Source organism: Brevibacillus fortis, from assembly GCF_003013395.1.
Classification (GTDB): domain Bacteria; phylum Bacillota; class Bacilli; order Brevibacillales; family Brevibacillaceae; genus Brevibacillus; species Brevibacillus fortis.
Genome location: NZ_PXZM01000042.1, coordinates 14322 through 40608 on the forward strand (window position 1 = coordinate 14322; position 26287 = coordinate 40608).

A 26287-nucleotide genomic window follows, 5' to 3' on the forward strand; every position below is an offset into this window, starting at 1 on the left:
CTTTCCCCCTTTTTCATTCCTCTCTTACTTCATAACGACTGACGTTTATGTTTACTCAACTGTTACACTTTTGGCCAGATTTCGTGGACGATCTACGTCATTACCGAGTGCAACAGAAGTGTAATAGGAAATGAGCTGGAGGGGGATAACGCCTAGAACTGGTGTAAACAAGGCATCTGTCTGCGGAATCAGGCATACATCATCAACCGAGCGATGCAGCTCTACATGTCCGTCTAATGTAATACCGAGAACGTTTGCTCCACGGGCTTTTACTTCTGTAATATTGCTAATCATTTTCTCATGCAGCTCATCCTGTGTAGCCAAGGCGATGACTCTCGTTCCCTCTTCGATCAGCGCGAGCGTGCCGTGCTTTAGCTCCCCTGCCGCATACGCCTCCGAGTGAATATACGAGATTTCCTTCAGCTTGAGTGAGCCTTCCATAGAAACGGCATGATCGAGTCCTCGTCCGATAAAAAACAGATGCTGCTCGTCCTTGATCGATTCAGCGAAATGACGAATCTCATCCGCATGCTCGAGAATATGCTCGACTTGATCCGGGAGTGCGGTCAGTTGCTGAATCATGGATGCACGCGTGCTATCATCCAGCGTCCCCTTCGCTTGCGCCAAATAAATACCGAGCAAGTAAAACGCAATCAGCTGTGAGGTATATGCCTTCGTCGAAGCAACCGCGATTTCCGGACCTGCATTTGTCGTAATCACGTCATCGGCGTCACGGGCAATCGAGCTTCCGACTACATTCGTAATCGCGAGTACTGCTGAGCCGTTTCGTTTGGCTTCACGCATAGCTGCCAATGTATCTGCTGTCTCTCCTGATTGACTGACGGCAATCGTGAGCGTATTGGGGTGAAAGAGCGGGCGGCGGTATCGAAACTCCGATGCTACATCTACTTCTACCGGAATCTGTGCCAGTCGCTCAATCACATGCTTGCCGATCAAGCCCGCATGATAAGCGGTACCGCATGCGACAATGTAGATTTTCTCCACACGCTTGGCACTCGCTTCTGATAACTGAAGATTAGGAAAAATAACCTTTTGCCCGCTATTATCGATTCGACCTGTCATTGTATTGCGCAGGGCACGCGGCTGCTCGTAAATTTCCTTTTGCATATAGTGAGCAAAGCCGTCTTTTTCCGCTTGCTCCTTGTCCCACTCAATCCGCATCAGCTCTCGATCGATCGGCTCAGTCGTATCCAGACGCATGACGTGAACAGAATCTTTGGTCAGGATCGCCAGGTCTCCGTCTTCTAGGACGTACACATCACGCGTATGCTCCAGGATCGCTGGGATATCGGAACCGATGAAATTCTCATTCTCCCCTACCCCGATAATCAACGGGCTCGCCATACGAACCGCAATCAGTTTGTCTGGCTCATGCTCCGTCATGACACCGAGGGCAAATGCTCCGCGAATTTTGCCAGCGACCTTCTGCACTGCCTCAACCAGATTGTTGTCGTATTCCTGCGCTAAAAGGTGTACGATGACCTCCGTGTCTGTCTCCGAAGTAAACGTCACGCCTTTTTCGATCAACTCCTGCTTGAGATCCAGATAGTTTTCGATAATGCCGTTATGCACGATCGAGAACTTGCCAGATTGATCAAAATGAGGATGAGAGTTTTCGTCAGACGGTCGTCCGTGTGTCGCCCAGCGCGTATGACCGATACCGATGGAACCCTGCAAGCCGGACTGTTGGGTTTGGCTCTCCAGTACGTCAATTCTGCCTTTTGCCTTGCGAATGCTGATGGTTGCTCCGTCACAAATCGCAATACCAGCCGAATCGTAGCCTCTGTATTCCAGCTTTCGCAGCCCATTGATCAGAATCGGCTGCGCTTCCCTGTTCCCGATATATCCCATAATTCCGCACATGTTTTCGGTTCCTCCCTTGTTGCGTAAAATGTTCGGACTTTGTATTATGCGAGCAAGCTAACGACTTCCTTCTCCTGTCTGATAGCGACGGAGGTTCCGATGCGATATACATTCGGATTCGTGATGCCCTCAAACGCATTGCGTGTATCGATAATGGCCACTCCCAAATCCGCCAGTTCCTGATAGGCAAAGCATTGGTGATTCGTAATGAGCACCATGCAATCGTAAGTCTTGAACGCCTCGTAGTCATTGGCGATGGAATGGACGACCTCGCCTTTTTTATTCACAAAGCTCTGCGCATACGGGTCGTAATAGTCGACAGTTGCTCCGCTATTTTTGAACAGCTCGTAAATTTCCAGCCCAGGTGATTCCCTCAGGTCATCGACTTCCGGCTTGTAGGCCATGCCGAGAATCAAGATGCGTGAGCTGTTGATTGCTTTGGCGTAAATGTTGAGCACCTGTGCTGTCTTGTTGCGCACATAATCTGGCATGTTATCGTTAATCGATTGGGCGATCTCAATGAACTGGCTATGAAAACGAAAGCCCTTGGCCTTCCACGACAAATACATCGGGTCGAGCGGTATGCAATGCCCACCGATTCCGGGTCCCGGGTAAAACGGCATGAACCCGAAAGGCTTGGTCGATGCGGCCTTGATTACTTCCCAAACATTGATGCCCATTCTGTCGCACATCATCGCCATCTCATTCATGAAGGCAATATTGACGCTGCGGAAGGTGTTTTCCAAAAGCTTGGACATCTCCGCCACCTTTGGAGAGGAGACTGGCACGACAGTTTTGACCAGGTTACCGTACAAGAGTGTGCCTAACTCCATGCATCGTTCTGTCGTCCCACCGATCACCTTTGGCGTATTGTACGTACTGTATTTGCGATTGCCCGGATCGACCCTCTCCGGCGAGTAGCAGAGGAAAAAGTCGATGCCAGCCCGATAGCCCAGCTTTTCAAATTCGCGCTGGATCAGCTCCTCCGTCGTTCCCGGATAAGTTGTGCTCTCCAGCGTAATGAGCATTCCTCTTTTCATGAATCGCTTGATTTGCTCGACAACGTTTATAATGTAAGAAGTGTCCGGGTCCTGATTGGGACTGAGTGGTGTCGGAACGCAAATGCTGATCGCATCCAGCTCTTCGATTACGCTATAATCGGTCGTCGGAAAAAAGCGATTAGTCGCGAGGCATTCCTGCAAGGTTTCATTTGAAATATCCTGGACGTAAGACTCTCCTCTTTTCAGGCTCTCGATTTTTCCGCCATGCAGATCGATTCCGATTACGGTATAACCGCTCTTGACCGTCTCTACCGCCAGCGGCAGTCCTACATACCCAAGCCCAATGACACCTACTCTCGCTGTCTTTCTTTGAATCTTCTGTTGCAACTCCTCGAATCTCGCCATCCTCGTTTCTCTCCCTTTCTCTTTCTAAAATTATGAAATCAGCCTTTTCACCCTGGCTTCCAGTTCTACCGGGGAGAATGGTTTGGTAATGTAGTCAGATGCTCCCATCGCAAATGATTTTTGTACATCTTCTTCCAGCCGTTTGTCTGTGAGCACCATAATCTTGCTCATAGAAGCACTGATATGCTTGATCTTTTCCATGAGCTGGTATCCATTGAGGATAGGGAGATTCAGGTCGGTAATCACAAGATCAGGGGCAACCGCCTGATATTTTTCCATGCCATCCATCCCGTCATTGGCTACCGTAACGAGATACCCTTTGCGCTGAAAGTAGATGCTCAAAAACTCGTTGACAGTCTCATCATGGTTGACCAGCAAAATACTTGCCGGCTCTTCTTTTTGAGTGGGAGTCTGCTCGTAAAGCTTGATCTCCCCGTGTGCGCCTGGTTCTTTCATCTCTTGGATCATCCGCATCAGCATTTGACCGGTCGAGCGCGAGCTTTCGGGAAAACTCGCAAGCAAGAGGCTGCCCGCAAGCAGCTTGTGCTCTTGCAAATAATCTTTTACACGCAATGCATAAAAATGGGTACTCGAAAGCTTCTGTCCCTCCAGCAGGATTCCGAAGAGCTGCTTGTTTTTGTCATGCGCGTAATGCAAGGTGATCTCGGAGCCATCTCCTGAACGAGTGCCCAGATCTTCCTTGATCAGCTCCAATGACTCTTTCGTGAGGGTTTTGCAAGCCGCCAGAATAACCCCACACGCCAATTGCTTCTCTTCCATCTTGCTCAGATGCTCGTAAAAAACAGGTACGAGATTACTCATGATCTAGCCTCCAAACTTGAAATGTTTTCACTGCCCTTCGTCTGCCAGCTCGTTCGCGTCATCGTTCCCCAAGAGTTGTTGTTGCGCAAAAATTCAATATGACCGAGGAATCTCCAGATGACGCCGATTTGCCGATAGCCGAAGAACATCAGAATCGTATAGAAAAGCATTTTGACGATGTCTTGAAAACGCGGATACCGTCGAAACGCGATTTCCTCCAGCAATAAGGAGCCAATACCGAGCAGCATGCCATACAGCACATTGAGCAAGCCGTAGATTAAGAGGACGTAGCCGTTGGTCATATCCAGCATGGTATAACCGATGAGGGCCAATAGACCCGTGATGCGAAAATACGGATTCAAGGTTTCAAACAAGATATTGAACGGTAGCGTGAGCATCCCGAACAGCTTGTACTTGGGGCGAAACGCCATGTGTCTGCCGTACTCAATCATGTTTTTCAGATTACCGCGTCCCCATCTGCGCCGTTGACTGCCCAAGATTTTGAGCGTGTCCGGTGCTTGCGTCCAGCAGACCGCATCGGGGCAAAATGCCACTCGGTACGGCAGCTTGTTTTCCAGCATGTACTTGTGCAGCTTGATGATGATGTTCATGTCTTCACCCGGATATCCTTCGCGGTAACCGCCGACCTTGATAATGTAATCCTTGCGAAAAACACCAAACGCGCCTGAGACGATAATCAATCCGTTGATCGCGCTCCAGCCGATCCGTCCCCCGAGAAACGCCTTGAGGTACTCGACGGATTGCATCATCGGCAAAAACTTGTCAGGCAAGCGAATGTCTTTCACGACACCGTCTTCGATCTTGCAGCCGTTGGCAATGCGGATATCTCCACCGATGGCAACTGTTTCATCCGGGTTTTCCATATACACCTTCGCAAGGCGAATCAGCGCGTCTTTTTCCAGCAAGGAATCTGCATCAATAGAAGCGATCAACGGATAGTGGGAGAGATTGATCCCCGCATTGAGCGAGTCAGCTTTTCCTCCGTTGTCTTTGTCGATTAAATACAGATTCGGAAAAGCCGGATTGTGGTAGACTCCCCTGATCTTCGACGTATGCAGAAGCGGCTGTACCGGCATGTGCTCGGAGTAAACCAGTGAAAACTCGTTAATCATTACCTGCAAGGTATCATCCTTTGATCCATCGTTGACCACGAGCACCTCGTAGCGTGGATAGTTCAAGGATAAGAGCGACCTTACATTTTCAATAATCGTCAGCTCCTCATTGTAAGCCGGCACGAGAATCGAAATCGGCGGAACGTGCTCAGAGCCTGAAAGTGTCTGGAATCTCGAATAGATGGAGCTTTTTAAGATTCCCATGATGCTCTTGAACGAGAACAGCATGATGATGAAGTACAAAGAGTTGATCGCGATGACGTAATAGACCGCAAATACTCCGTAGTAAAGTAGAAAATCTCTCATGGCAGCCTCCTTTCGCTCTATCTTTCCAGTGCCTGAACCGTGGAGATCGTTTTGCGATACGACTTGCGGTACAGATGCAGCTTTTCGTTGTACTGCACGAGCTTCTCTGTCGCTGTCGCACCCTGTAAAACTAGCTTCTCTTTTTCCAGCTCCTCCTGGATCACTTGATGAGCCATCTCGCTCTTATGACCGTTTCTCTCTTCCTGCAAAATTTCACACAGTGCCGCAAAGCCTTCGACCTCTAGCTGTGCCAGACTGCGTGCACTGTGATGACGAACCCACCAGTTCGCATCGCCCACCGCCTTTTTCAGCAAGGGAATGTACGAAAGCAATTTCAGTGAGCCAATTGCCTTCGCTGCCATTGCCCGAATTTCCCAATCCTTGTGATTCATAAAATCAGTGACTGTCTGCTCATTCATATAGCGGATATCCCGACACATGAGCTTGACTGCCTTAATTCGAACTTCCTTGTCCGGTGATTGAATGAGCTGGTATAGGGCAGGCTCAATGCCGGGCTGGACATGAACCGTGTAGCCAATCAATCCAATTTGGACCAGTTCAGCATCGGATTCTTGTAAAAACTGTGCAAAAAGCGGTGCCGTATCCACCTGCGAATCACTGATAATGTCCACGATAAGCTGGTGGACATTTTTCTTCGCTCCGACTACACGGGTCACCATTTCCCGCAAATCTTCTGTGTTTCGTGCACATTTGGCGACGGAGCGCGCAATGATAAAAACACTGGTGTCATTCGTATTTTTTTGCAGGAAGGTTAAGAGGGCAGGCACGGCCAGCTTGGAGCGCATGATCCCCAGATTGTATGCGGCATCCACTCTCGTCCATTTCCACCTGCCATTTAGTCTTTGCATGTCCAGCTCCACGAGTCCCATATCCTCGCAGAGCCAGATCAGCTTGTCCCGATGAATGCCTGTGACCCGCTCCATCAACTCAAACAGCTTTTTCTGAATGATTTGCTTTTCTTTTTGCGTCACATCGCCATAAGGCACTTGCAAACGCTCCTCTTCTTCCCCGTGTGCTTGCAGGTAAACGAAGTAGTCACGATATTTTTCTAGACAACGCATGGTCTGTTTCTCCACCGAAATGTTGCGCAGCTTCAGTGCGAACAAGACAAGCAAGCCTAGTACTGTCAATCCACATAGCGCGTACAGAAAAACGATTGCCGTCGCCAATGGTGTTTGCACGTTTGCCACTCTCCTATCCAATCAAGGTTGAGTCCCAATCTTCACCGGAGCCTCAATCTCATGGAATGCTTTTTTTAGTATGGAATAGCTCTGTTTTTTGCGTTCGTGATAGCCGACCTGCTCCCAGCCTTGCCACGTATACATTGGGAGCTTCGTCACTGCATAAGCCTTTTGACCGACGATTTGTTTCGTCGCTGTGTCCACCAGGATCGGCAGGATACGAATACCTTTCGTCGTCTTCGTCGTGAAGCTTTTGCCATCATCTTCATAGCTCATGACGGACAAGGAGCTCGGGTCAGTAAATCCAAGCAGCATCCACGGTACTCTCAGCTCTACCACTTTGCCCTTCGCTTGCCAGGCGGTTCGTGAGTCGTACTGCGGGTCTTTTGCATCTGTCGTTCCCCGGATCAGCTTGCCGACCTCGACTTCCTCCAACGGATAGTACTTCTTGCTGTCTGGCGGCTCCATCTCCAGGCTAACGGCCAGCTTCCACGGCTTGAAGATCCCGGAATTGTCTTTTTGCTCCTCTTCCTTGACCGCAAGCATGCCGTAGCGCTTTCCGTATAAGCGTGCGTGAAAGTCGTAATTGGCAGCGATCTGAATCTGGCTCTCGTCTGCTTTTCCCAGCGTAATCAGCGTCTCCAGCCCCTCATCCAGTGTCAGGCCGGGAAGCTGTCCTGCATGCTTGTTCCCGCCAGGTAGCGTATCAGCGCCCACATAGAGCTGTTTTTTAGCCGGATCAAACTCTTCCTGCAATTGAGCAAGGAAATAGACGTACCCTTCATCATGTGTCATCCAGATTTCATCGATGCCTGGGACTTGAACATCGAGGCGTTGCTTCTCTTCCGGCACGAGCTGATCCCAATCTGTGCGATCCCCATCGATGGTCAGCACGCCTTCTTTGTTCGGGTACATGCCAAGGACTCCAAACAGAGATTCGTTGGTCAAAACGTTGATCCACAGGGAGCGCCGATCTTCGGGCAGCTCAAAGCGCATCGTATTCCACGTTTTTTTGAACCACTCGTCCTGCCAGACGAATACGATTGCTCCCGCATAACCTTCCTGATGGATCTCTTGCAAAAGATCGACATCAATCTCTCCCTGCTGCTTTTCTGAATGACCACCCTGATTGCGCCCCAAATTGCCCAGATGGGCGACTCCCACCGATGCCGGGACCCCGAATTCCGTCACCATGATCGGCATGTTTTTGTGATACTGCTTCAGTTTTCGCAAATACGCTTTGTACGTATCGATTTGCCCTGCGTCGTTCTTCAGCTGCTGCAGGGTAGTGTCGTAGCGGAAGAAATCCGGATAATACGGGTACACGTGATAGGAAGCGAAGTAACCTGCCTCCCACTCCGTTGGCTCTATATGGGTAGGATCGACACTGACCAAATCCTCATGTTGGATCGGCTCTCCAGGATGCGATAAGGGGTCTGTGGTCACCCAATTGGTGAAGGTCATCGGATGCTGCCAACCGTACTTGCTCTCCTCCATTGCGACGGTATCTACCATTTCAGCAAGCCATGTCTCAAAAGCGGTTGCATTCGGTGTCGCGTGGAAGTACTTCCCTTGATAGGAAGCAACTTTTTGATGCTGGCGGTTGGTGTTTTGCACCATCACGGGGTCCCACTCGGTCCCTGTGTGCCAGCCGATCAAGTATTTGCCCGCATTAGCACGGTATGTACCACTTGCCTTTCCCGGTTTTTCCGGCAAGGTGATGTCCCCGTAGACAGCTCCGACTGCATCCTTGATTTCCTGTCGAAACTGCTCGCGAATCTCTGGCAGATAAGCGTCTTTCTTTTCAATCAACAGCTCTTCTGGACTCCAAATGCCTTGCATCAAATAGAGAGGGTCCCCTGCTTTTCGCCGATTGTAGTCGACCAATGCTTCATAAAAGACCGGGGAATGGATGGTATACACACGAATGACGTTCGCTCCCATCTCGTCGATCATCGCGAACCAGCGCATGTAATCCTCTCTTGTTATGGGAAGTTCACCCGGATAATGACCCGGTAACGATGCCCCCAGATTGACGCCTTTCGCAAAAAAGGGCTGCCATTTCTGATCCTGATAGACTTCGAACAGCTCACCATTCGCGCGAAATTTTAATTGAGCACCTGTAGTCGTCTCCATGCTTTCGACACGATCTGCTGCCCAAAACCACCAGAAGGCACTTGCTCCCACCACGATCAGCATGGTCAGGCTCATCCAGCGCCATCTTCTCTTCTTTGTTGGCTCCATTTCTCGTCAACCTCCGCTATGTTGCCACATCACAGTCATTGTAAACATAGGGAGCAAATCGTTCCCATAGATAAAATTCACTATTGTATCTTTTTCAGATTTGTCATGAAATTGTAATGTTGGGACGGATTCGGCTCCATCGTCCTACGTTTTTTGGAGAGAAGTCCTGCAACCGGGACGGTCTTCTGACCCACACTTTTTCTCAATTAGGTACATTTACTCTTCCTTTTTTTTCCTTTTCGCTTGTAAAAATGGTAGGTTGCTACTATTTGGAAAGTGCTGGAGTTTGTCGAAATAAGGGATTATTTACAAAAAGAAAATAAAGTGTATCGCGGCTTGATTCTCAGAAAGGTTTGTTTATAATAGATATTAAATATCTTTAATAGATTCATTATTTATGCAAGAGACTAGAAGGAATGGGCTTTTTGCTTTTGTATTACAGATATTAATTATCTATAAAGGTGGTATATGATCATGAATCATCCTATCGATGTAGGGATTATTGGCGGCGGACCAGCAGGCATGAGTGCTGCTCTCGCACTTGGCAGGGCAAGAAAAAGTGTAGTAGTGATCGATGAAGGCCGTCCACGCAATCGCGTTACACGTGAGTCGCATGGATTTCTTACGAGAGACGGCATCACTCCGAGCGATTTTCGTCTCATTGCCAGGGAGCAAATCAGTGCCTACCCCTCCGTCCATTTCGTGGAGGATACAGTTGTAACAATCACGGGACACGATGGAAATTTTCTCATTACGACTGCGCAGGGAACGACTTATCAGAGCAAAAAGCTGCTGTTCGCAGTGGGAATGAAGGATCTCCCTTTGCCTGTTAGCGGATTAGCAGACGTGTATGGAAAAAGTGCTTTTGTCTGCCCTTATTGCGATGGATGGGAATTACGCGACCAGCCACTCGTCTTGATCGCCAACGGAGAGAAGGCATCGCACTTGGCAAAAACGCTGTCTGGTTGGACCAATCAATACACCATTTGCACCAATGGACCAGATGAATTCACAGAAGAACAAAGGTCGGAGCTGTTGCAGCATCGCGTTCCAGTCTTTGACTCCCCGATTGAGCGCATTGACTCTATCGATGGGATCGTGCAGCGCGTTGATCTTACAGATGGCAACAGCATTTCGTGCAAGGGGATCTTTTTTGCTCCCAAGCTCGCGGCTGGATCTGACTTGCCACAAGCATTAGGCTGCCAGGTAACGGAAGCAGGAACGGTCATCGTCAACAACTTCGGGAAAACGAGCGTACCGGGTGTCTACAGTGCAGGCGATGCAGCAACTACACAGTACCAGGTGATAACTGCTGCGGCTCTTGGCTCTGTAGCTGGTATGAGTATCAACAATGAATTGATTTTAGAGGCATGGAATCGTCAGAGTTAGCTCCTTCTCCACGAGTTCCTTCCATAAAAAAGGGACAATCCTTCCGTCTGCAATTGACGGGTGGGATTGTCCCTCTTCTATATTATAGAAGCAATAGCTCCTTTTTAATTACAACGTCTTTTGTCCTGGCTTCCAGTTCGCCGGGCACAGACCGCCTGCTTGCAGGGCTTGCAAAATACGAGTCGTCTCAGCCACGCTGCGACCTACGTTCATGTCTGTTACCACTTGGTAGCGCAGAATGCCGTCTGGATCGATGATGAACAAGCCACGATGAGCCGCACCAGTCTCTTCATCGAGGACACCATAAGCTCGTGCCGTCTCTTTTTTGAAGTCGCTCGCGAGCGGGAAGTTTACTTCACCGATGCCGTTTTCATCTCGCGGTGTTTTGATCCATGCCCGGTGCGTATGTACGCTATCCGTGGATACGCCCAGCACTTCGCAATCCAAATCTTCGAACTCTTCCATGTTGTCACTAAACGAAGTTACCTCTGTCGGGCAAACAAATGTGAAGTCGAAGGGCCAGAAGAACAAAATCAGCCATTTTCCTTTGTAATCAGCCAGCGACACACGTTCTTCCAGTGTCTCGATGTTTTTCGTTGTCAGCATGTTAAAATCAGGTGCCGGTTTTCCTACTTGAAGTTGTACCGTTTGTTGTGTTGTCATGATAAATCTCTCCTTTTTATGGTTTCGGGTGAAAATTACTTCGCAGTCTCTTCCAATGCTGCCAATGCTTTTTTGATACGTGTCGGGTTGAATCCCAAAATTTGCTTCTCACCAATGACTGTCAATGGAACAGACATTACACCTAAACGGCTTAGCTCTTGGCCGTACTCTTCTTTTTCATCGATGTTTCGCTCTTCGAAAGAAATGTCTTGTTCTATCAAATACGTCTTTAATTGCTTGCAGAAGTTGCAATTGGTGCTGGAGTATACGATTGCTTGTGCCATGTTTGATTCTCTCCCTTTCTTCTATTTGTATTGTGGGACGACTTTAGATCGCTTGTTGATGTATTTGTCTACAGCCATGGCCGCAATGGCACCGTCTGCCGCAGCGACTACTGCTTGCTTCACAGCTGTTTTGCGTACCTCACCCGCTCCAAATACGCCTGGAACAGAAGACTGCATGAACTCATCTAGAATCATAAATCCTTCATCATCGAGGGGGACTTGTCCATCCAAGAAATCGGTACCGGGCTTGCTGCCAGACAGGAAGACGAAGACTCCGTCTACGGACAGCATTTCTTCTGTTCCTTCTGCCGTGCGAATGCGCAACCCTTCGACCGCCTTCTCCCCCACGATTTCCAGAGGGCGTGTACGGAAACGCATTTCTGTGTTTGGCAACTCAGGTAGTTCTTCTACGCCTTGAAGATCAGCGCGTGGCACCAAGAAAGTGATTTTGTCCGTAAATTTGGTTAGCGCATGCGCTTCTTCCAATGCTTCCTCGGTATCACCGATGACCGCCACGTGCTTGCCTTCATAAAAAGCTCCGTCGCATGTCGCGCAAGTGCTTACGCCTCGCCCGAGCAATTGCTCATCTCCTGGGAGCATTCGGTTACGTCCTTTGGAACCAGTCGCTACGATCACAGCCTTCGCTTCGAAAGTACCATGCGCCGTAAAGATACTTTTTTCTTCATCCTCTACATCTACCGCAGAAATCGTAGTCTGAATGAATTCTGCACCGAAGCCCTCCGCTTGTCTGCGCATTTTATCCAATAGTTCCTTGCCAGTCATCTCGCCTTCCACTCCTGGGTAGTTGGCGATTTTATGTGTCAGGGCAAGTGCCCCTGTTCCGGGTGCCTTATCGATGACGAGCGTCTTTAGATTTCCACGAGCTGTATAAATGGCAGCGGATGTACCAGCCGGTCCTCCACCGATAATGATGACATCATACATGAGCGGCGCCCCCTTTCCTTATTATCAAATTATAATTATTATCAACTAGGAACAATTATCATTGTACTTGATATAATTTGAAAGTCAATATCTTTTTATAATTATTTTAAATAAGGATTTTCCAGAACTACTCCCCTACTTTTGAAGGCCATCCATTTTCAGCATCTGAGACAACAAGTCCAATCAAATAAGAAATAAGCCGAATACGCTACCTTACATCTTCTGAAAAGAGGTGATATCTTTTGAAAAAGAAAAAATCCAAGAAGTTCAAGAAAATAAATGGTCGTTTGGTACAATGTCCACCTGGTCCTAATCCATTTCCAGATTTTTGTCACCTGTGTTACTGGCAAGAAACATGGGGGCGATCATGTGGATGGTGTTGTAGATTTCCAGAGTAGTTGACTTTGCTTATAAAGATAGAGGGACAATTCCTTTCGTCTATACTAGACTTACGGGATTGTCCCTTACACATACATACTTATCTGTATTATTTTACGATTCCGAATTCAATCCATTTCGTTGACGAAACAAGTAAATCAGGATAAAGTACCACTAACACTTGAACGCACAAAAGCAAAAAAGCAAGAAAGCACAAAAGTACGAAAGTATAAATGTACCTTCTCACTGCTTCAGCCTGATTTAACAAGGAGTTGCCATTATGAATAAGCCATTATCTTTTTCTCAAAGCATTTGGGTGCTTGTCACCGTATTCGGAATCTTGTTTCCCGCCCTTTTCTGGGGCAAAGTTGAGCCGCATATGCCGCTCTTCCTCGCAACCATTGGAGCTGCCACGCTTCTCTTCCTGTTCGGCGTTTCGTGGAAGCAAATGGAGGAGGGCTTGATCAAAGGAATTCAAACCGCGATTGCCCCCATGCTGATTCTTTCCTTAATCGGCATTTTGATTGGGGTATGGATGATGAGTGGTACCGTTCCGATGATTCTGCATCTCGGCATTTCGATCATCTCACCGGAGTACTTCACACTCTCTGCTCTGTTTCTGACGGTAATCGTTTCTTCCGTTACAGGAAGCTCTTTTACCACGATTAGTACAGTAGGGGTCGCTATGATGGGGGTCTCCACTGCACTCGGACTTGATCCGTTAATTACAGCCGGAGCCATTATTTGTGGGGCATGCTTTGGGGATAAAATGTCGCCGCTCTCCGATACGACCAACTTTGCAGCAGCAATTGCGGGCGTTACTTTGTCGGAGCACGTCAAGTTCATGTCACGCACTGCCATTCCTGCCCTTATCATTACCGCGATTTTCTTCGGAATTCAAGGACAAAGTGCCAGTGTTAATCTAGACGCCATTCAAGAAATCCAGCTTGCTCTGGAACAAAACTTCTCGCTTGGCCTTTTATCGCTGCTACCAGCATTCGTCGTCCTGTTATGTTCAGCGCTGCGAAAGCCGATTTTGCCTACATTGGTATTCGGGATTTTGAGTGGGATTGTCACAGCTGCGCTTTCGGAAGGAGTTACCTCTCCCGTCGAATGGATGACGGTCATGCAAAAAGGCTTCGTCAGCAATATCGCCAATGAAGCCGTTGCATCGATTGTTGACCGCGGTGGACTGTTGTCGATGACCTGGTCCCTCGCCTTGATTCTGATTGCCTTGTCTTTAGGTGGTATCCTGCAATACAGCGGTGTGTTTCATGCTCTCTTTTCCGGATTCATCAATCGAATCAAACGGGATGCTGAGATGGTCGGACTTGCCGGATCTTCTTCTATTCTCGTGAATCTTCTGACAGGAGAACAATACTTGTCCATCCTGCTCCCTGGGCAAATGTTTCGTGAAGCATTTGCAGCTCGGGGAATGGCGGCCAGACGACTGTCTCGTACTCTCGAAGACTGCGGGACACTCGTCAACCCACTCATTCCATGGGGCGTAAGTGGTGCATTCTTTACAGCTACCCTGCATGTATCCACACTGGAATACTTGCCTTATGTCATTTACCTGTGGGTCTCTCCCATACTGACGTTTCTATTCGCCATGCGTCAGCAGAAAGCTTAGCCGGCTGCATACACGGTCGTACAATTTTTTCCTTTGCGCTTGGAGCGGTACAGTGCCTCATCTGCTGCCCGCTTCAAGCTATCTGCCGTGTTTGCGTCTTGGGGGTAGCGCGCAATGCCAACACTGACCGCAATCAAAATGCAGCAATCGTCCTGTGTTAAGGGGCGCAAGCGCAAATATTCTCGAATGGCATGCGCTTTTTCCTCAGCCAACTCCATGGACGATCCTGGGCAGAGCAGCATGAACTCGTCTCCCGCATAACGATACGCAGTATCCTCTGGTCCAGCCACTTCTTTCATCGCTTCGGCAATTTGCTTGATCAGTGCGTCCCCTGCATGATGACCATAATGGTCGTTCACCGCTTTCAAGCTGTCTGAATCCAGCATGATCAAAGAGACAGACGTATCCTCTTCACTCAGCAGCTTTTCCAAATCACGGTGGAAAGCACGATAGTTTGCAATCCCAGTCAGCTCATCCTGAAACGACATCTGGTACATTCGCTCATACAAACGCGCGGTCTCGATAGCACTTGCTACCTGAAAACCAATGATTTTCAGTAGTTCCTCGTGCTCTTTTTTATAGGCGAATTCTCGATAAGACTGGGCAGAAATAACGCCTTTGATCTGATTCCCCAGCATGAGTGGAACGAAAATGCATGTATTCGTATCAATTTCCGGGCTTCCCCAGCGAATCATTTCTGGCTCGCTTGGCTCGTTCTTCATCGTCTTGATGTGGATAGTTTCCCGTGTATCAATCACTTTGGACACCATCGCCTGCCCATAGGGTATCGTGAGCGGACCGTAATTGACTTCACTATCGATGCTGATCGGGATTTTGATCTCACTGTCTCCTTCATCATAAAAGGCAATAAAGAAAGCATCTGCACGCATGACGCGCGAGACCAGTTCGAATGCTTTCCACAAAATTTTGCTTTCCTCAAACGTTTTGGCAAAAATGTGGCTGAGATCGTGTAAAATTTTCATATGCTCGGAGATCCACATCATTTCGGTTACCTTATTGCGCAGCTCCACAATCTGCTTCAGCAATTCTGCATGCAAAACACTGTCCTGTTCCGACAGCATACTGTCTACCTCTCGAGATAACGCTTCGACCTCGCCAAGCTCGACTTCTTCTATGTTGCCAAGCCATTGGCTATAACGCTCCAACAGCTGTCTTGCATACGCTTCTCTAACGACATGCTTCTCATGCATATTCAACCCTCCGGCTATTGGGTAGCTTTACGCTTTTTTTTCATGATATCGCTCAATAGCTGCACGGATAGCTTGCAAGACAGCTCCTTGACCAGGTGCTAGAAAACGTTCTTGGATCGCCTTCGTGATATCCTGCATTCCATCTGCAACCGTCTTGCCTACAAGCAAGCTCACCAAAAACTCGCTCGTCTTGTCCATGACAAAGGTAAAGCTGGCGTCGCAAATCACTTCGGCGTCTACATCGATGATGAGTACACAGCCTACCATAGTAGAAACCTCGTACAAGGTAGTTCCCTTGGGGATTTGGGCGAAACCTGCTGTCAGTACCGTATTGTTGTTCATCTAGTCGTCCTCCTAGCTACTGATCGGCAAGCATACCTCGACTGCCGTTCCGTTACCTGGGGTGCTTATCAACCGCAGGGTCCCCCGATGGTTCTCGATGATTTTGCGGCTCACCATCAATCCCAGCCCCGTCCCCGTTTCCTTCGTCGTGAAAAAGGCCTCTCCCAATCTCGCCAGCTGATTAGCCGGAATCCCCACCCCATTGTCTTCAAACCGAATGACGACTCGGTCATCTTCACAGCGCAGGCGGATCACAATTTCTCCATTCCCTGAAGTCGCTTCGATCCCATTTTTCAAAAAGTTAATGAAGGCTTGCTTCAATTGATTTTCATCGCAATGGATCAAGGGGACTTCCGATTCGAAAACGACCTGAATCATGACTTTATTCAAAATCGCCTCCGTCTCCAAGAGCGTAACCACATGCGTGATTAGGTTGGACAGATCGCGGGCTTCAAACACCGCAGTATGCGGCTTCGCCAAGACCAACAGCTCCGTGACAATCATCTCGATGCGCGCCAATTCCGAGCTCATAATCGAAAAGTACTCCGGCTTTCTCATGCCATCCTTTTGCATTAATTGCACAAAGCCTTTTAGCGAGGTCAGCGGATTGCGTATCTCATGTGCGATCCCTGCCGCCAATTGCCCGACCAGCGCGAGTTTTTCCGAGTTTTGCAAAAATTCTTGCGCCCGTTTGCGTTCCGTAATATCGCGGATCAGTATATACATGGAGGACTTGTCCTGAATCGTCACAGATGTTCCACACACTTCTACCTCCGTCCGACTGCCATCCAAGCGGATCAGCTCGACCTCTATCGGCGCGGCCGTTTCCCCCTCTTCTAAAATGCGAAGAAGCCCCTTGATCTTCGATACATCACGCGGATGGAAAAACGACTGAAACGGATACCATAACAGCTCGTCAAAGCCGGATGCCCCAACTAGTTGAATCCCTGCTTGGTTGACGTATTGAAGCTCCCCAGCATGGTAGATGAACGCACCTTCCCCGGAAATATCCAATACTCTGCACTGTTTGGGACCATGACTGTCCCCAAATACGGTCGGAAGCTTCTGCACCATCGCATAATACCCAATAGACGTGCCTTCCTCCCAAAAGGTTCCATATGTAATATGCACGGGAATACTTGTCCCATCCTTATGACGAAAAGCGGTGAAAAATGGTCTCGGATCGCCATTCATCGCAAATTGGGTTTGAAGACGTACCATTTCCTGTTCTTCCGAAACAGCCAGCTTCCAAAATGAGTACCCTTCCCATTCTTCTACAGAGTAGCCATTCAACACTTGGCAGGCAGGATTCCCTTTAAAAACTTTACCATATTGATCTAGCAGAAAAGTGGCCTGAATCATTTGATCAAAAAAGGAACGATAGAGATGACCACTTCTCCATCCACTGTCCAATAAGTTTTTCATCGTGCCCCTCCCTCCTGGGACGAGAAAACGGCTACTCCAAATTAAGGAAATAGCCTGCAACGTTCTCAAATCCTATTCTCATCCAATTTTACCCTATTCGTTCTGTTGTTTCCATCCCTCGGAAAAATTAAAATGTACTATTTTTCCAGTAACGCTGCGCTGACACGCAGTTGATCTGCTATTTTCCCGTCTACAACTAAGCCCAGCTGTGTAACAGCCGCAACCAGCGCTCCGACGACAGGGGGGACGGTGGGAATGACTGTTTGAAACGAAGCTCTCGCAACTAGTTGTTCCCGAAGTATTGTACTGGCCGTTAACAATCCTCCTGCCAAAACGACTGGTACGGGCTTCTGGACCTTTTTTAAGCAAGCATCTGCTAATTCTAACAAATCTTCCACTGCTTGCATGATCAATGCATTCGCCACCGGATCGCCTAGTGCGGCAGCTTGTTCCACGAGCTGACTCGTTTTTGCCAGCTCCATTCGCGGATTGCTTCCCTCGTAGATCAGGCTGATCAGCTCATCAGGCCGCTCCACGCCATAATAGTCCATAAACAGTCGCGTCAGCACTGTCGATTCACCGCGCCCATCGTATTCGCGCATGACGGCGATTGCCGCTTTTTTGCCCAAATCAAACCCGCTGCCCTCATCTCCTATCAGATACCCCCATCCGCCTACACGGTGTCGCGCCCCCTCTTTTGAAAAGGCACAGGCAATCGAGCCCGTACCGGCTAGGAGAACGATGCCTGGCTGCCCCCACGTCCCAGCGTAAAGGGCTGCGATTACATCATTATCAATCAACAGCCGTTCTCCCCACTCATCGGCAAAGGCATGCTGTAATCTCTCCTTGATCTGCGGACGGTCTGCACCGCCAAGTCCGATAAACAGACCAGCTACTTCCTCTTCTTTGGCCCCTGCCTTTATCCTCACAGCATCAATGAGTTGGCGTAGAGTAGCTTCCACATCTCCCCAGCTTCTAGAAAGCGGGTTTGATGATTCCCCCGCCACAATTGCCTGTACCTGTCCCGCCTCATTGCAGATGGCTGCCTTAGTTTTGCTTCCGCCTCCATCGATCCCGATAAACCACTTTTTCCCATTACTTGACTGCACCTGCCGTCAACCCCTCCATAAACTGCTTCGATGCCATCAAAAACACGACGATCATCGGTAAGGCAGACAACGTGAGCCCAGCAAACAGCAGGCTCCAATCCGTTTCATACTCCCCAAACAGCACCATCATGCCTACCGGAATCGTCTTGAGCGCTTCCTCCTGAATGAAAATCAACGGGAAGAAAAAGTCGTTCCACGCATGGATGAAATTAATAATGATCACGGTAGCCAAGGCCGGACGAATCAGCGGCAAGAGCACGCGCCAAAACACCTGAAAATGGCTGCACCCATCGATCCGCGCCGCTTCCTCCAACTCAATCGGCAGTGTCCGAAAGAAGCCCGTCAAAATAAATACAGAGATCGGAATGCCACTCGCCGTATAAATCAAAATCAGCGACCACAGTGAATTCAAGAGGCCGAGATTCTTCATCAGCAAAAACAAGGGAACGATCCCCAGCTTGATCGGAATCATCAGGCCAATAATGAAAAAGAAATATAGCCCCCCTGTCCATTTAAAGGAAAACCGCGACAAGTAAAAGGCCGCCATCGCTGAAAAAACCGTAATCAGCAATACTGACATGGTACTAACGAATACACTGTTCCATAAAAAGTCCGCAAAAGGCACGACTTCCCACAGCTTTTTGTACGTATCCAGGCTAAACGTTGTCGGAAGGGAAAGCGGACTCGCAAAAATCTCCATATTCGTTTTCAATGAAGAAGCAATCATCAGTACGATTGGATATAGTGCGACTAACGCGAATAAATACGCCAGTACATAAGATACAGTTCTCCCACCCACAGTCATCTTCACATCGCATCCTCCTTTCCACTTAGGAACACGCAATTAGTGTTGGACTTCCCGCTTCCTCATCAAATAGAGTGACAGCGCCGACACAGACCCGACGATGAAAAACAACACGACAGCCAACGCCGAACCGAGTCCAAGTGTGACATCCCCAGCGCCACTGCTAAACGCCATGCGATAAAAGTATACAGCCAGCGTATCCGTCGAATAAAAGGGCTCACCCATCGAGCCTTGCATGGCGTAGACGAGCTCGAACGCTTCAAACGCCTGAATGAACGTAAAAATCGTCATAATCGTAATCGCTGGCATACAAAGCGGCAAAATAATCTTCCACAGCATCCGCCAGCCTGTTGCCCCATCCAATCTCGCAGCCTCGATCAAATCCTCCGGGATCGACTGAAGTCCCGCCAAAAAGATCAGCATGGCAAAACCTATGCCAAACCAGCAGTTAATCAAAATAATCGCGAGAAGTGCTGTATCTGGGTCACCGAGCCATGGTCTGGCCCACTCCTCTAGGCCAATTTTTTCCAAAATGGTATTGAGTGCACCGTAATTCGGATTTAAAATCAACTTCCATAAAAACCCAATTACAATCACTGACAACAGCCTTGGCATGAAATAAGCAATCTTGAGGAACCCGGAACCGCGTATTTTGCGATAGATGAGAAAAGCCAGTCCGAAAGCGATCCCATTTTGCATAATCATCTCGACCACAAAGTAGAGGGCATTATGCCGAAAAGCATTCCAGAACATTTCGTTGAAAGGCTCCACCGTAAACAGCGTAATGAAATTTTGCAGTCCGACAAAAACCCCGCGCTTGATGCCGTTCCAGTCGTACAAGCTGTATAAGAATGCCGAAAAGATCGGATACACGACAAACAACGTGTAAATAACAAGCGCGGGCAGCGGAAACAAGTGAATCAGCCAGCGAGCTTGCCCCTTTGTTCGAATGCCTTTCCTGTTTACCGTCTCGATGATACCCACCCCTTTTTTTCGAAAATCATCGCGGCCTGTTCAGAAGCCAGGAGTGAATCCAACGAGGGTCCACTCCCGAATCCGTCTGCTATTTTCTACTTTTTAAAGGGAGGGAACCAGGTAGCCGCCGACTTTTGTACTTCTTCTACAACCTGCTCCGGGGTGAGTTTGCCTAAATACATTCCTTGGAGTGCGTTTTCTAATGTTTGCTTCGTGGTCGGTTTTCCTTCCGCGAAGTTGACGACCATCAAATATGGTGTGGCGCTGGTTTGGGACAGCTCTGCCATCTTGTTTACTAACGGATCATCGGTCGATACTCCCGGCACTGCGCTGATTCGTTTGAACTGGTTGGCGAATAGCTCCCCAAACTTTTTCGTCGCCATGAATTCCATGAACTTCAGTGCCTCTGCTTTGTGCTTGGACTTGGCATTGACGGCATAGGAGCCATCGACCCAAGTTGTCAGGACTTGTTTTCCGTCATCTGTTGGCATTGGGAAGAAATCAAGCGGCAAATCCGGGTTGAGCTTTTTGATTCCTTCCAGTTCAAAGCTGCCATTGATGAACATCGCTGCTTTTTCCATGGCGAACAACGTCCGCATATCGTTCAATTCGAGACCTACATAATTTTCCGGGAAATAAGGGATAAGCTCTTGCATACGCTGCACAGTTTCGAGGAACTCGGCGCTTTTTAGGTCACTTTCTCCTTTCAGCAGCTTATCGAGATAGTCCGTTCCGCTGTAGCTAGCTGGAGCAATCACACCATGACTGAGAGAGAGGAGCCAGCCTTCCTTTGCTCCAAAAGAGATCGGGACGATTCCTTTCTCTTTCAATGCTTTGGCTGTCGCGATCAACTCATCCCAGCTTTTCGGTGCCTGAAGGCCATTTTGCTCGAAGATTTTCTTGTTGTAGTAAAATTGTGTGGAGTTCAGGGATAGTGGGACACCGTAAACTTTACCATCTTTGCCTGTAGCCGCTGCGAGGACGTCTTTGGGCATGGTAGATATGCCTGGCACATTGTCGAGAGGCTCTAGATGTCCAGCTTCAGCCAGGGTAATCCCCGGAGCGTAGGGACGAAGCTGCAAAATATCTGGACCACTATCACTTTGGAGCGCCGTGTTGAGGATGGTATTGTACTCCGTTGCTTTGAATGGTTTGAAGTCGATCTTGATATTCGGATTGTCTGCCTCAAAAGCTTTGATGATTGCTTTGTAGCCCTCCGTGTCTTCTACACGCCAGCTATGCATGGAGAGTGTTACCTGCTGTCCTCCACCAGACTCTGTTTCGGTTCCTCCACTGCTACATCCTGTAACCACCATAACCGCAGCCAACACGATAGAACCTACATAGCGAAAACGAAATTGCTTCATGCGAAACCCTCCCCTTTTTCTTCCCTTAGGTCTGCAAAAGCTGGGCCGTAACAGCATCATGCAAAATCGGACGTAATTGCCGAAGCTGATGAGTGCGGCCTAGATGAACGGCGTTGGTGAGAAAGATAACAGCAAACTGTTGCTCCGGGTCGATCCACATGCTTGTTCCAGTAAAGCCCGTATGTCCGAAGCTCTTCCGATGCAAGCCGCTTCCACAGCTCAGCGTAGTGGATGCTTGATTGAGTTCCCAGCCATACCCTCTACTGCCATCTGCTTGCTCCGTATGATTGCGGATTGCCAGTTCGTACCATTCGCTTGCAAGTATTCGAGGATCTTGGTACAACCAACTCATCGCGTATCGGCACAGATCGTCAGCCGTTGAAAAAAGTCCAGCATGTCCGGCAACCCCTCCCATCGCAAATGCTTTCTCATCATGAACCTCACCTGTAATGTAGGCGTTGGTGAGGCTGCAATATTCAGTAGACGAAATATTCGGATAAATTTGCTGATTCGGACGGTAAATGGTATGTGTCATGCCCAATGGGGTGAAGATGCGCCGGGTTACAAACTGGTCCAAGCGCTCTCCTGTTACTTGCTCGATAACGAGGCCCAACCAAATCATTCCCAAATCACTGTAAACTACCTGAGCCCCTGGCTTGTGAATCAATTCTTGCTCATACAACAGCTCTGGCAAACAGATCTCACTATCGCGTCTTCTCTCTGCCAAATCTGCCGGCATTCCTGAGGTATGCGCAAGCAGCTGCGCGAGTGTGATCCGCTTTTTATCAGCGGGACAATCGGGGAAAAATCGGCCAATCTGATCATCTAGCGCTACCACCCCCTCCTGCACGAGCAAGAGAACAGCGGGCAGCGTCGCTGTCACTTTGGTGAGCGACGCCAGGTCAAACATGGTATCCGGCGTCACCCGCTGGTCTTTACCAATACTCGTCGTTCCGGCATCACACGCATACCAGATACGGCGATCACGCACGATTCGCAAGGCAGCTCCCGGCAGCAAACCGTTGTCCACCCATCCTTGCAAGAGCAGCTCCAGATCGTCCATGTCTTCCCTCCCTTTTCCTACGTTGATGAGCGTTTCGTCCGACTGACAGCAAGCCTTGATTTTTCCAACAGGGGAATGACTTGCTCTTGCATCCTGCTGATCATGGTAATAAACAAGATATCGATGACGTTCAATTGGGCAATACGCGATGCCATGGCTCCGCTGCGAATGCTTTTTTCTACCGAGCTTGTGAACAGCCGGATGTTGGCTAGTTCTGCTACTGGCGAGGGACCAAATTTGGTCAGTGTAATGATGGTCGCTCCCTGCTGCTTGGCCTCCGTCAACGATTGAATAATGTCTTCGGTCTGTCCTGAATAAGATATGCCGATGACCACGTCTTTTTCCGTTAATGTGACTGCGGACGTCAATTGAGCGTGAAAATCCGAATAAGCCTCGCACCACAGGTTAATCCGCGAAAATTTTTGCCGGATATCGTCAGCAATGACTGCCGATGCACCGACGCCGTAGACATCGATCTTCCTTGCCACCGACAGCACGTCGACTGCTTTCTTTACTTCTTCGTTGGACAAGACGGAGAGTGTATCCTGGATGGACTGAATATTGTTCCAGCTAACCGCTTGCATAATCGATTCAACTGAACCCTCCATCATAATCTCCTGATAACTGCCCATCGCCGTCTGTTTCGTCAAATCTCCCGCAATGCGTAGCTTTAGCTCTTGATATCCCTTCATATTAAGAGAGCGAGCCAAACGGATGATCGTCGCCTCGGAAACCCCACTATATTCTGCCAATTTCTGGACAGAAAGCTTCACGACATCTTCAGGGTGAGCCAGAATAAAATCGGCGACTTTTCGCTCCGAAGGCTTCAATTGATCCAAGATTGCTTGCAGGCTGACAAGCCCTCCATTTAACATATGTGACATCGCTCTCTTCCCCCAAATCTTATCTACATTTTATGTAGCATTATTTCTCTCGTCAATTGTTATCTAATAAACAATATTTCAAAACCACGAAGCTCAGCACAGCTCTTCTGAATTTGTTCTCTGTTTTTCTAAAAATTCCCTCCTTGACTTTCTCGTGGCGTCAAGCTTTACGCTTGCATCGCTAACAGGAATAAAAAGGAGGATTTTTCATGAGAACGTTACTGATTAAAGGCTGCATGATTTTGACGATGGTCGAGGGAGAGAAGCCATTTCAGGGAGATATTTGGATCGAGGATGGTCGAATTTCAAAAATCGGACCATCCCTTGAAGAAGAAGCAGACCGTGTCATATTGGCTAAAAATATGGTAACGATGCCCGGTCTCATCAACGCGCACAACCATGCCAGCATGTCCTTGCTGCGTGCTTTTTCTGATGACCTCAAGCTGATGGATTGGTTGGACAAAAAGATGCTGCCCGCTGAAGCCCGGATGACAAGAGACGATGTCTACTGGGGAACGACACTGGGGATCGCGGAAATGATCGCTTCTGGCACGACCGCTTTTGCCGACATGTACGTGCATATGGATGCTGTTGCCCAAGCGGTACTTGATTCCGGAATACGCGCTTCCTTGACTCGCGGCATGGTCTTTCTTGAGGATGACGGGGGACGACGAATGGCCGAAGCCTTAGACCTCATCGACAACTGGACGGGGGCTGGCGATGGCAGAATCACGACGATGCTCGGTCCGCATGCTCCTTATACGTGCCCGCCGAAACCTCTGCAAGGAGTCATCGAGCTTGCCCGCAAGCGTCATATCCCGCTCCACATCCATCTGGCTGAAACGATTGAGGAAGTAGAGAAAATCCGTGCCAAGTACAATCAGACTCCCACGGAGTATTTGCATGAACTGGGCATGTTCCACGACACGCATGTCTTGCTCGCCCATGCCGTTCATATGAATGAGTCCGATGTCGCGCTTCTTCGCGGGATGAGAGGCGGCGTCGCACATAACCCTGTCAGCAATTTGAAGCTCGGCTGCGGCATCGCCCCTGTCAGAGAGCTGATTGAGACCGGGGTCACTGTCGGGATGGGAACAGATGGTGCCGGCAGCGCTACGACTCTCGATCTATTTGCCGAGATCAAAGCCGCGACTTGGGTGCAAAAGCTCAAGCACGGCGATCCGACGGTACTTCCTGCCGAAGCCGCATTGCGCATGGCTACCATCGAAAGTGCGAAGCTGCTTGCGATCGATCACGAGGTCGGCACTCTTGAAGTCGGGAAGAGAGCTGATCTCATCCTGATCGATCTAGATAAACCGCACCTGCAGCCTGCCCATGACATCCCTGCCCTGCTTGCCTACAGCGCGACGGGAGCGGATGTGGATACAACCATCGTTAATGGAGAAATTTTGATGTATCAGCGCCAATTCCATACGCTCCGATGGGAGGAAATAAAGAGAGAAGCAACAGCGCGAGCCAGCCGACTTGTCGAGGGCCTGTAATTTCTTTTGTGCTCACAGGTTGAGTACGCAGAAGCCAATCGCGAGACACATCGCAAATACGCTCCACATGAAATAGGGAATGAGCAGCGAGGATGCGATTTTGTGGTGGGGACGAATAGCGCGAATGATCACCCATGTCGAATACATCACCAGGATGGTATCCAACGCAGCCAACACGAGCAGTTGATAACCGATAAACAACACGAAAAAAAGTTGATGAAAGAACCAATTGATTCCATATAGGAGCAAAAGCTCGCGGTCTATCTGCCTCGTTTGAATCAAGATCAGTAACGACCATGCTATGAGTGCGTATAAAATGAGCCAGATGATACGAAACAAGTAGATTGGCGGTGTTCCACCGGGCTTGGCAAGGGAATCATACCAGGCCCCACCGTCGGGAAAAGCAAGACCCCCCAGTGAATAGAGGACCACTCCCGCAAGAAATAGAAGAATATTGTGCACCAATCTCATCTTAGGAAGTCACCCTTTCCTCTTCTTTCTCTTCTTTCTCTTCTTTCTCTTCTATATCTATGAGTGGTCCTTCTCTTTTCATGCTAGTTTCAGAGATTTTAAAAAACTTCTTTGTACGTTGCTGTAGTGCCGGGGAGGAAACAGGAGAAAACGCTCAGCTTCTTGTCCCACCCGCTGTGGGATTGACTGCACGACTCCATGCAAAAAGCGAAACCGCGTCCAAAGTGGTCCACTCAGGATGTTTTTCAGAGGTGGACGCTTAAGGGCGTGTTTCGCTTTTTGCATTACGTCTCGGTCGGTGTACCAAAGATCTTCGCTTATTTCTCCTGTTTCCTCTACGAGCTTTCAGTGTTACCCGACTTTTAAAAGCCTTAAAAGATTGAAGAACGTAATCAGTTACGACAGAGAAGAATATTTCCAGACGTAGCGACTTGTGGAGTCCTACCGAGCGGAGAAGGGATTCGCGGGCAACAGAAACGCAACGTGCCCGTGCTACGAAGCGGCTACCACTTTTGCGTTCCCCCGCGAATTCCTTCGGAGCGGACAGTCTTAGCCCTCAGCAGGACGGAGCCTGGAGCCTAGACTGGAAATATTCTTCTCTTCACCGTAGCCACATAACAGGAGCCTCAAGTGGCTGTAGTGCTGGGGAGGAAACAGGAGAAAACGCTCAGCTTCTAGGGCCACCCGCTGGGGGATTGACTGCACGACTCCATGCAAAAAGCGAAACCGCGTCCAAAGTAGTCCTTTCAGGATGTGTTTCAGAGGTGGACGCTTAAAAGCGTGTTTCGCTTTTTGCATTCCGTCTCGGTCGGTGTCCCTAAGATCTTCGCTTATTTCTCCTGTT

At 48.9% G+C, this 26287-nt stretch carries 23 protein-coding genes; 3 read left to right on the forward strand and 20 right to left on the reverse strand.

From position 1 onward, the window contains the following. Window positions 1-51: 51 nt before the first annotated feature. From glmS to C7R93_RS24370, 6 genes are read right to left on the reverse strand one after another with little or no spacing between them, the layout of a single operon-like run. Complete coding sequence (gene glmS, locus C7R93_RS24345; protein WP_106841243.1) at window positions 52-1884, reverse strand: glutamine--fructose-6-phosphate transaminase (isomerizing); 1833 nt, start codon at window positions 1882-1884, stop codon at window positions 52-54. Window positions 1885-1928: 44 nt separating this feature from the next. Continuing rightward, window positions 1929-3290 (reverse strand): nucleotide sugar dehydrogenase, encoded by a 1362-nt coding sequence (locus C7R93_RS24350; protein ID WP_106841244.1) that lies wholly within the window; start codon window positions 3288-3290, stop codon window positions 1929-1931. Window positions 3291-3320: 30 nt separating this feature from the next. After that, window positions 3321-4112, reverse strand: coding sequence for a response regulator transcription factor (locus tag C7R93_RS24355; RefSeq protein WP_106841245.1), 792 nt, complete (start codon window positions 4110-4112; stop codon window positions 3321-3323). Beyond that, the gene (locus C7R93_RS24360; RefSeq protein WP_106841246.1) at window positions 4109-5551 is read right to left on the reverse strand and encodes a glycosyltransferase family 2 protein; all 1443 of its coding nucleotides are present in this window, start codon (window positions 5549-5551) and stop codon (window positions 4109-4111) included. The genes C7R93_RS24355 and C7R93_RS24360 overlap by 4 nt, the downstream gene beginning before the upstream one ends. 17 nt (window positions 5552-5568) lie before the next feature. Beyond that, window positions 5569-6753: a HEAT repeat domain-containing protein gene (locus C7R93_RS24365; RefSeq protein ID WP_106841247.1), complete on the reverse strand. Its 1185-nt coding sequence runs from the start codon at window positions 6751-6753 to the stop codon at window positions 5569-5571. A gap of 21 nt (window positions 6754-6774) precedes the next feature. Then, window positions 6775-8997: a hypothetical protein gene (locus C7R93_RS24370; protein WP_106841248.1), complete on the reverse strand. Its 2223-nt coding sequence runs from the start codon at window positions 8995-8997 to the stop codon at window positions 6775-6777. A 474-nt stretch (window positions 8998-9471) separates the two neighbouring features. On the opposite strand from C7R93_RS24370, the gene C7R93_RS24375 reads away from it, so the two are divergent. Continuing rightward, a complete protein-coding gene (locus C7R93_RS24375) occupies window positions 9472-10386 on the forward strand; it encodes an NAD(P)/FAD-dependent oxidoreductase (RefSeq protein ID WP_106841249.1) in 915 nt (304 codons plus the stop codon). A gap of 108 nt (window positions 10387-10494) precedes the next feature. Here the strand turns inward: C7R93_RS24375 and C7R93_RS24380 are convergent, their stop codons facing one another. The 3 genes from C7R93_RS24380 to C7R93_RS24390 are packed head-to-tail and all read right to left on the reverse strand — an operon-like array spanning window position 10495 to window position 12278. Further along, window positions 10495-11049, reverse strand: coding sequence for a peroxiredoxin (locus tag C7R93_RS24380; protein ID WP_106654079.1), 555 nt, complete (start codon window positions 11047-11049; stop codon window positions 10495-10497). 35 nt (window positions 11050-11084) lie between these two features. Beyond that, a complete protein-coding gene (locus C7R93_RS24385; protein WP_106841250.1) occupies window positions 11085-11333 on the reverse strand; it encodes a glutaredoxin family protein in 249 nt (82 codons plus the stop codon). A gap of 21 nt (window positions 11334-11354) precedes the next feature. Further along, window positions 11355-12278 carry an NAD(P)/FAD-dependent oxidoreductase gene (locus C7R93_RS24390; RefSeq protein WP_106841251.1) on the reverse strand — a complete coding sequence of 308 codons (924 nt, stop codon included), beginning with the start codon at window positions 12276-12278 and terminating at the stop codon, window positions 11355-11357. A gap of 658 nt (window positions 12279-12936) precedes the next feature. Between C7R93_RS24390 and nhaC the strand changes: the two genes are divergently transcribed. Continuing rightward, complete coding sequence (nhaC, locus tag C7R93_RS24395) at window positions 12937-14289, forward strand: Na+/H+ antiporter NhaC (RefSeq protein ID WP_106841252.1); 1353 nt, start codon at window positions 12937-12939, stop codon at window positions 14287-14289. Here the strand turns inward: nhaC and C7R93_RS24400 are convergent. The 9 genes from C7R93_RS24400 to C7R93_RS24440 all read right to left on the reverse strand — a co-directional run bounded on the left by C7R93_RS24400 (window position 14286) and on the right by C7R93_RS24440 (window position 23461). Next, window positions 14286-15500 carry a sensor domain-containing diguanylate cyclase gene (locus C7R93_RS24400; RefSeq protein WP_106841253.1) on the reverse strand — a complete coding sequence of 405 codons (1215 nt, stop codon included), beginning with the start codon at window positions 15498-15500 and terminating at the stop codon, window positions 14286-14288. The genes nhaC and C7R93_RS24400 overlap by 4 nt on opposite strands. A 27-nt stretch (window positions 15501-15527) precedes the next feature. Beyond that, on the reverse strand, window positions 15528-15842 hold the full coding sequence (locus C7R93_RS24405) for a DUF3870 domain-containing protein (protein WP_106841254.1): 315 nt from the start codon (window positions 15840-15842) through the stop codon (window positions 15528-15530). A 12-nt stretch (window positions 15843-15854) separates the two neighbouring features. Next, on the reverse strand, window positions 15855-17267 hold the full coding sequence (locus tag C7R93_RS24410; RefSeq protein WP_106841255.1) for a PAS domain-containing sensor histidine kinase: 1413 nt from the start codon (window positions 17265-17267) through the stop codon (window positions 15855-15857). A gap of 137 nt (window positions 17268-17404) precedes the next feature. Next, entirely contained in the window at window positions 17405-18376 is a 972-nt protein-coding gene (locus tag C7R93_RS24415) for an N-acetylglucosamine kinase (protein WP_106841256.1), read from the reverse strand. Further along, complete coding sequence (locus tag C7R93_RS24420; RefSeq protein ID WP_106841257.1) at window positions 18363-19187, reverse strand: carbohydrate ABC transporter permease; 825 nt, start codon at window positions 19185-19187, stop codon at window positions 18363-18365. Before C7R93_RS24420 ends, C7R93_RS24415 begins: the two co-directional genes overlap by 14 nt. Before the next feature lie 33 nt (window positions 19188-19220). Further along, window positions 19221-20165: a carbohydrate ABC transporter permease gene (locus C7R93_RS24425; RefSeq protein WP_167402502.1), complete on the reverse strand. Its 945-nt coding sequence runs from the start codon at window positions 20163-20165 to the stop codon at window positions 19221-19223. A gap of 86 nt (window positions 20166-20251) precedes the next feature. Further along, on the reverse strand, window positions 20252-21523 hold the full coding sequence (locus tag C7R93_RS24430; protein WP_106841258.1) for an ABC transporter substrate-binding protein: 1272 nt from the start codon (window positions 21521-21523) through the stop codon (window positions 20252-20254). A 25-nt stretch (window positions 21524-21548) separates the two neighbouring features. Then, the gene (locus C7R93_RS24435) at window positions 21549-22586 is read right to left on the reverse strand and encodes a serine hydrolase domain-containing protein (RefSeq protein WP_106841259.1); all 1038 of its coding nucleotides are present in this window, start codon (window positions 22584-22586) and stop codon (window positions 21549-21551) included. 17 nt (window positions 22587-22603) lie between these two features. Next, entirely contained in the window at window positions 22604-23461 is an 858-nt protein-coding gene (locus C7R93_RS24440; protein WP_482758276.1) for a MurR/RpiR family transcriptional regulator, read from the reverse strand. Window positions 23462-23679: 218 nt separating this feature from the next. Between C7R93_RS24440 and C7R93_RS24445 the strand changes: the two genes are divergently transcribed. Continuing rightward, entirely contained in the window at window positions 23680-24972 is a 1293-nt protein-coding gene (locus C7R93_RS24445) for an amidohydrolase (protein ID WP_106841261.1), read from the forward strand. A gap of 12 nt (window positions 24973-24984) precedes the next feature. On the opposite strand, the gene C7R93_RS24450 is transcribed toward C7R93_RS24445, so the two are convergent. Then, window positions 24985-25443 (reverse strand): TspO/MBR family protein, encoded by a 459-nt coding sequence (locus C7R93_RS24450; protein WP_106841262.1) that lies wholly within the window; start codon window positions 25441-25443, stop codon window positions 24985-24987. A gap of 549 nt (window positions 25444-25992) precedes the next feature. Further along, window positions 25993-26287: hypothetical protein (locus C7R93_RS30465; protein ID WP_244191651.1), on the reverse strand; the 295-nt coding region annotated here is incomplete at its 5' end.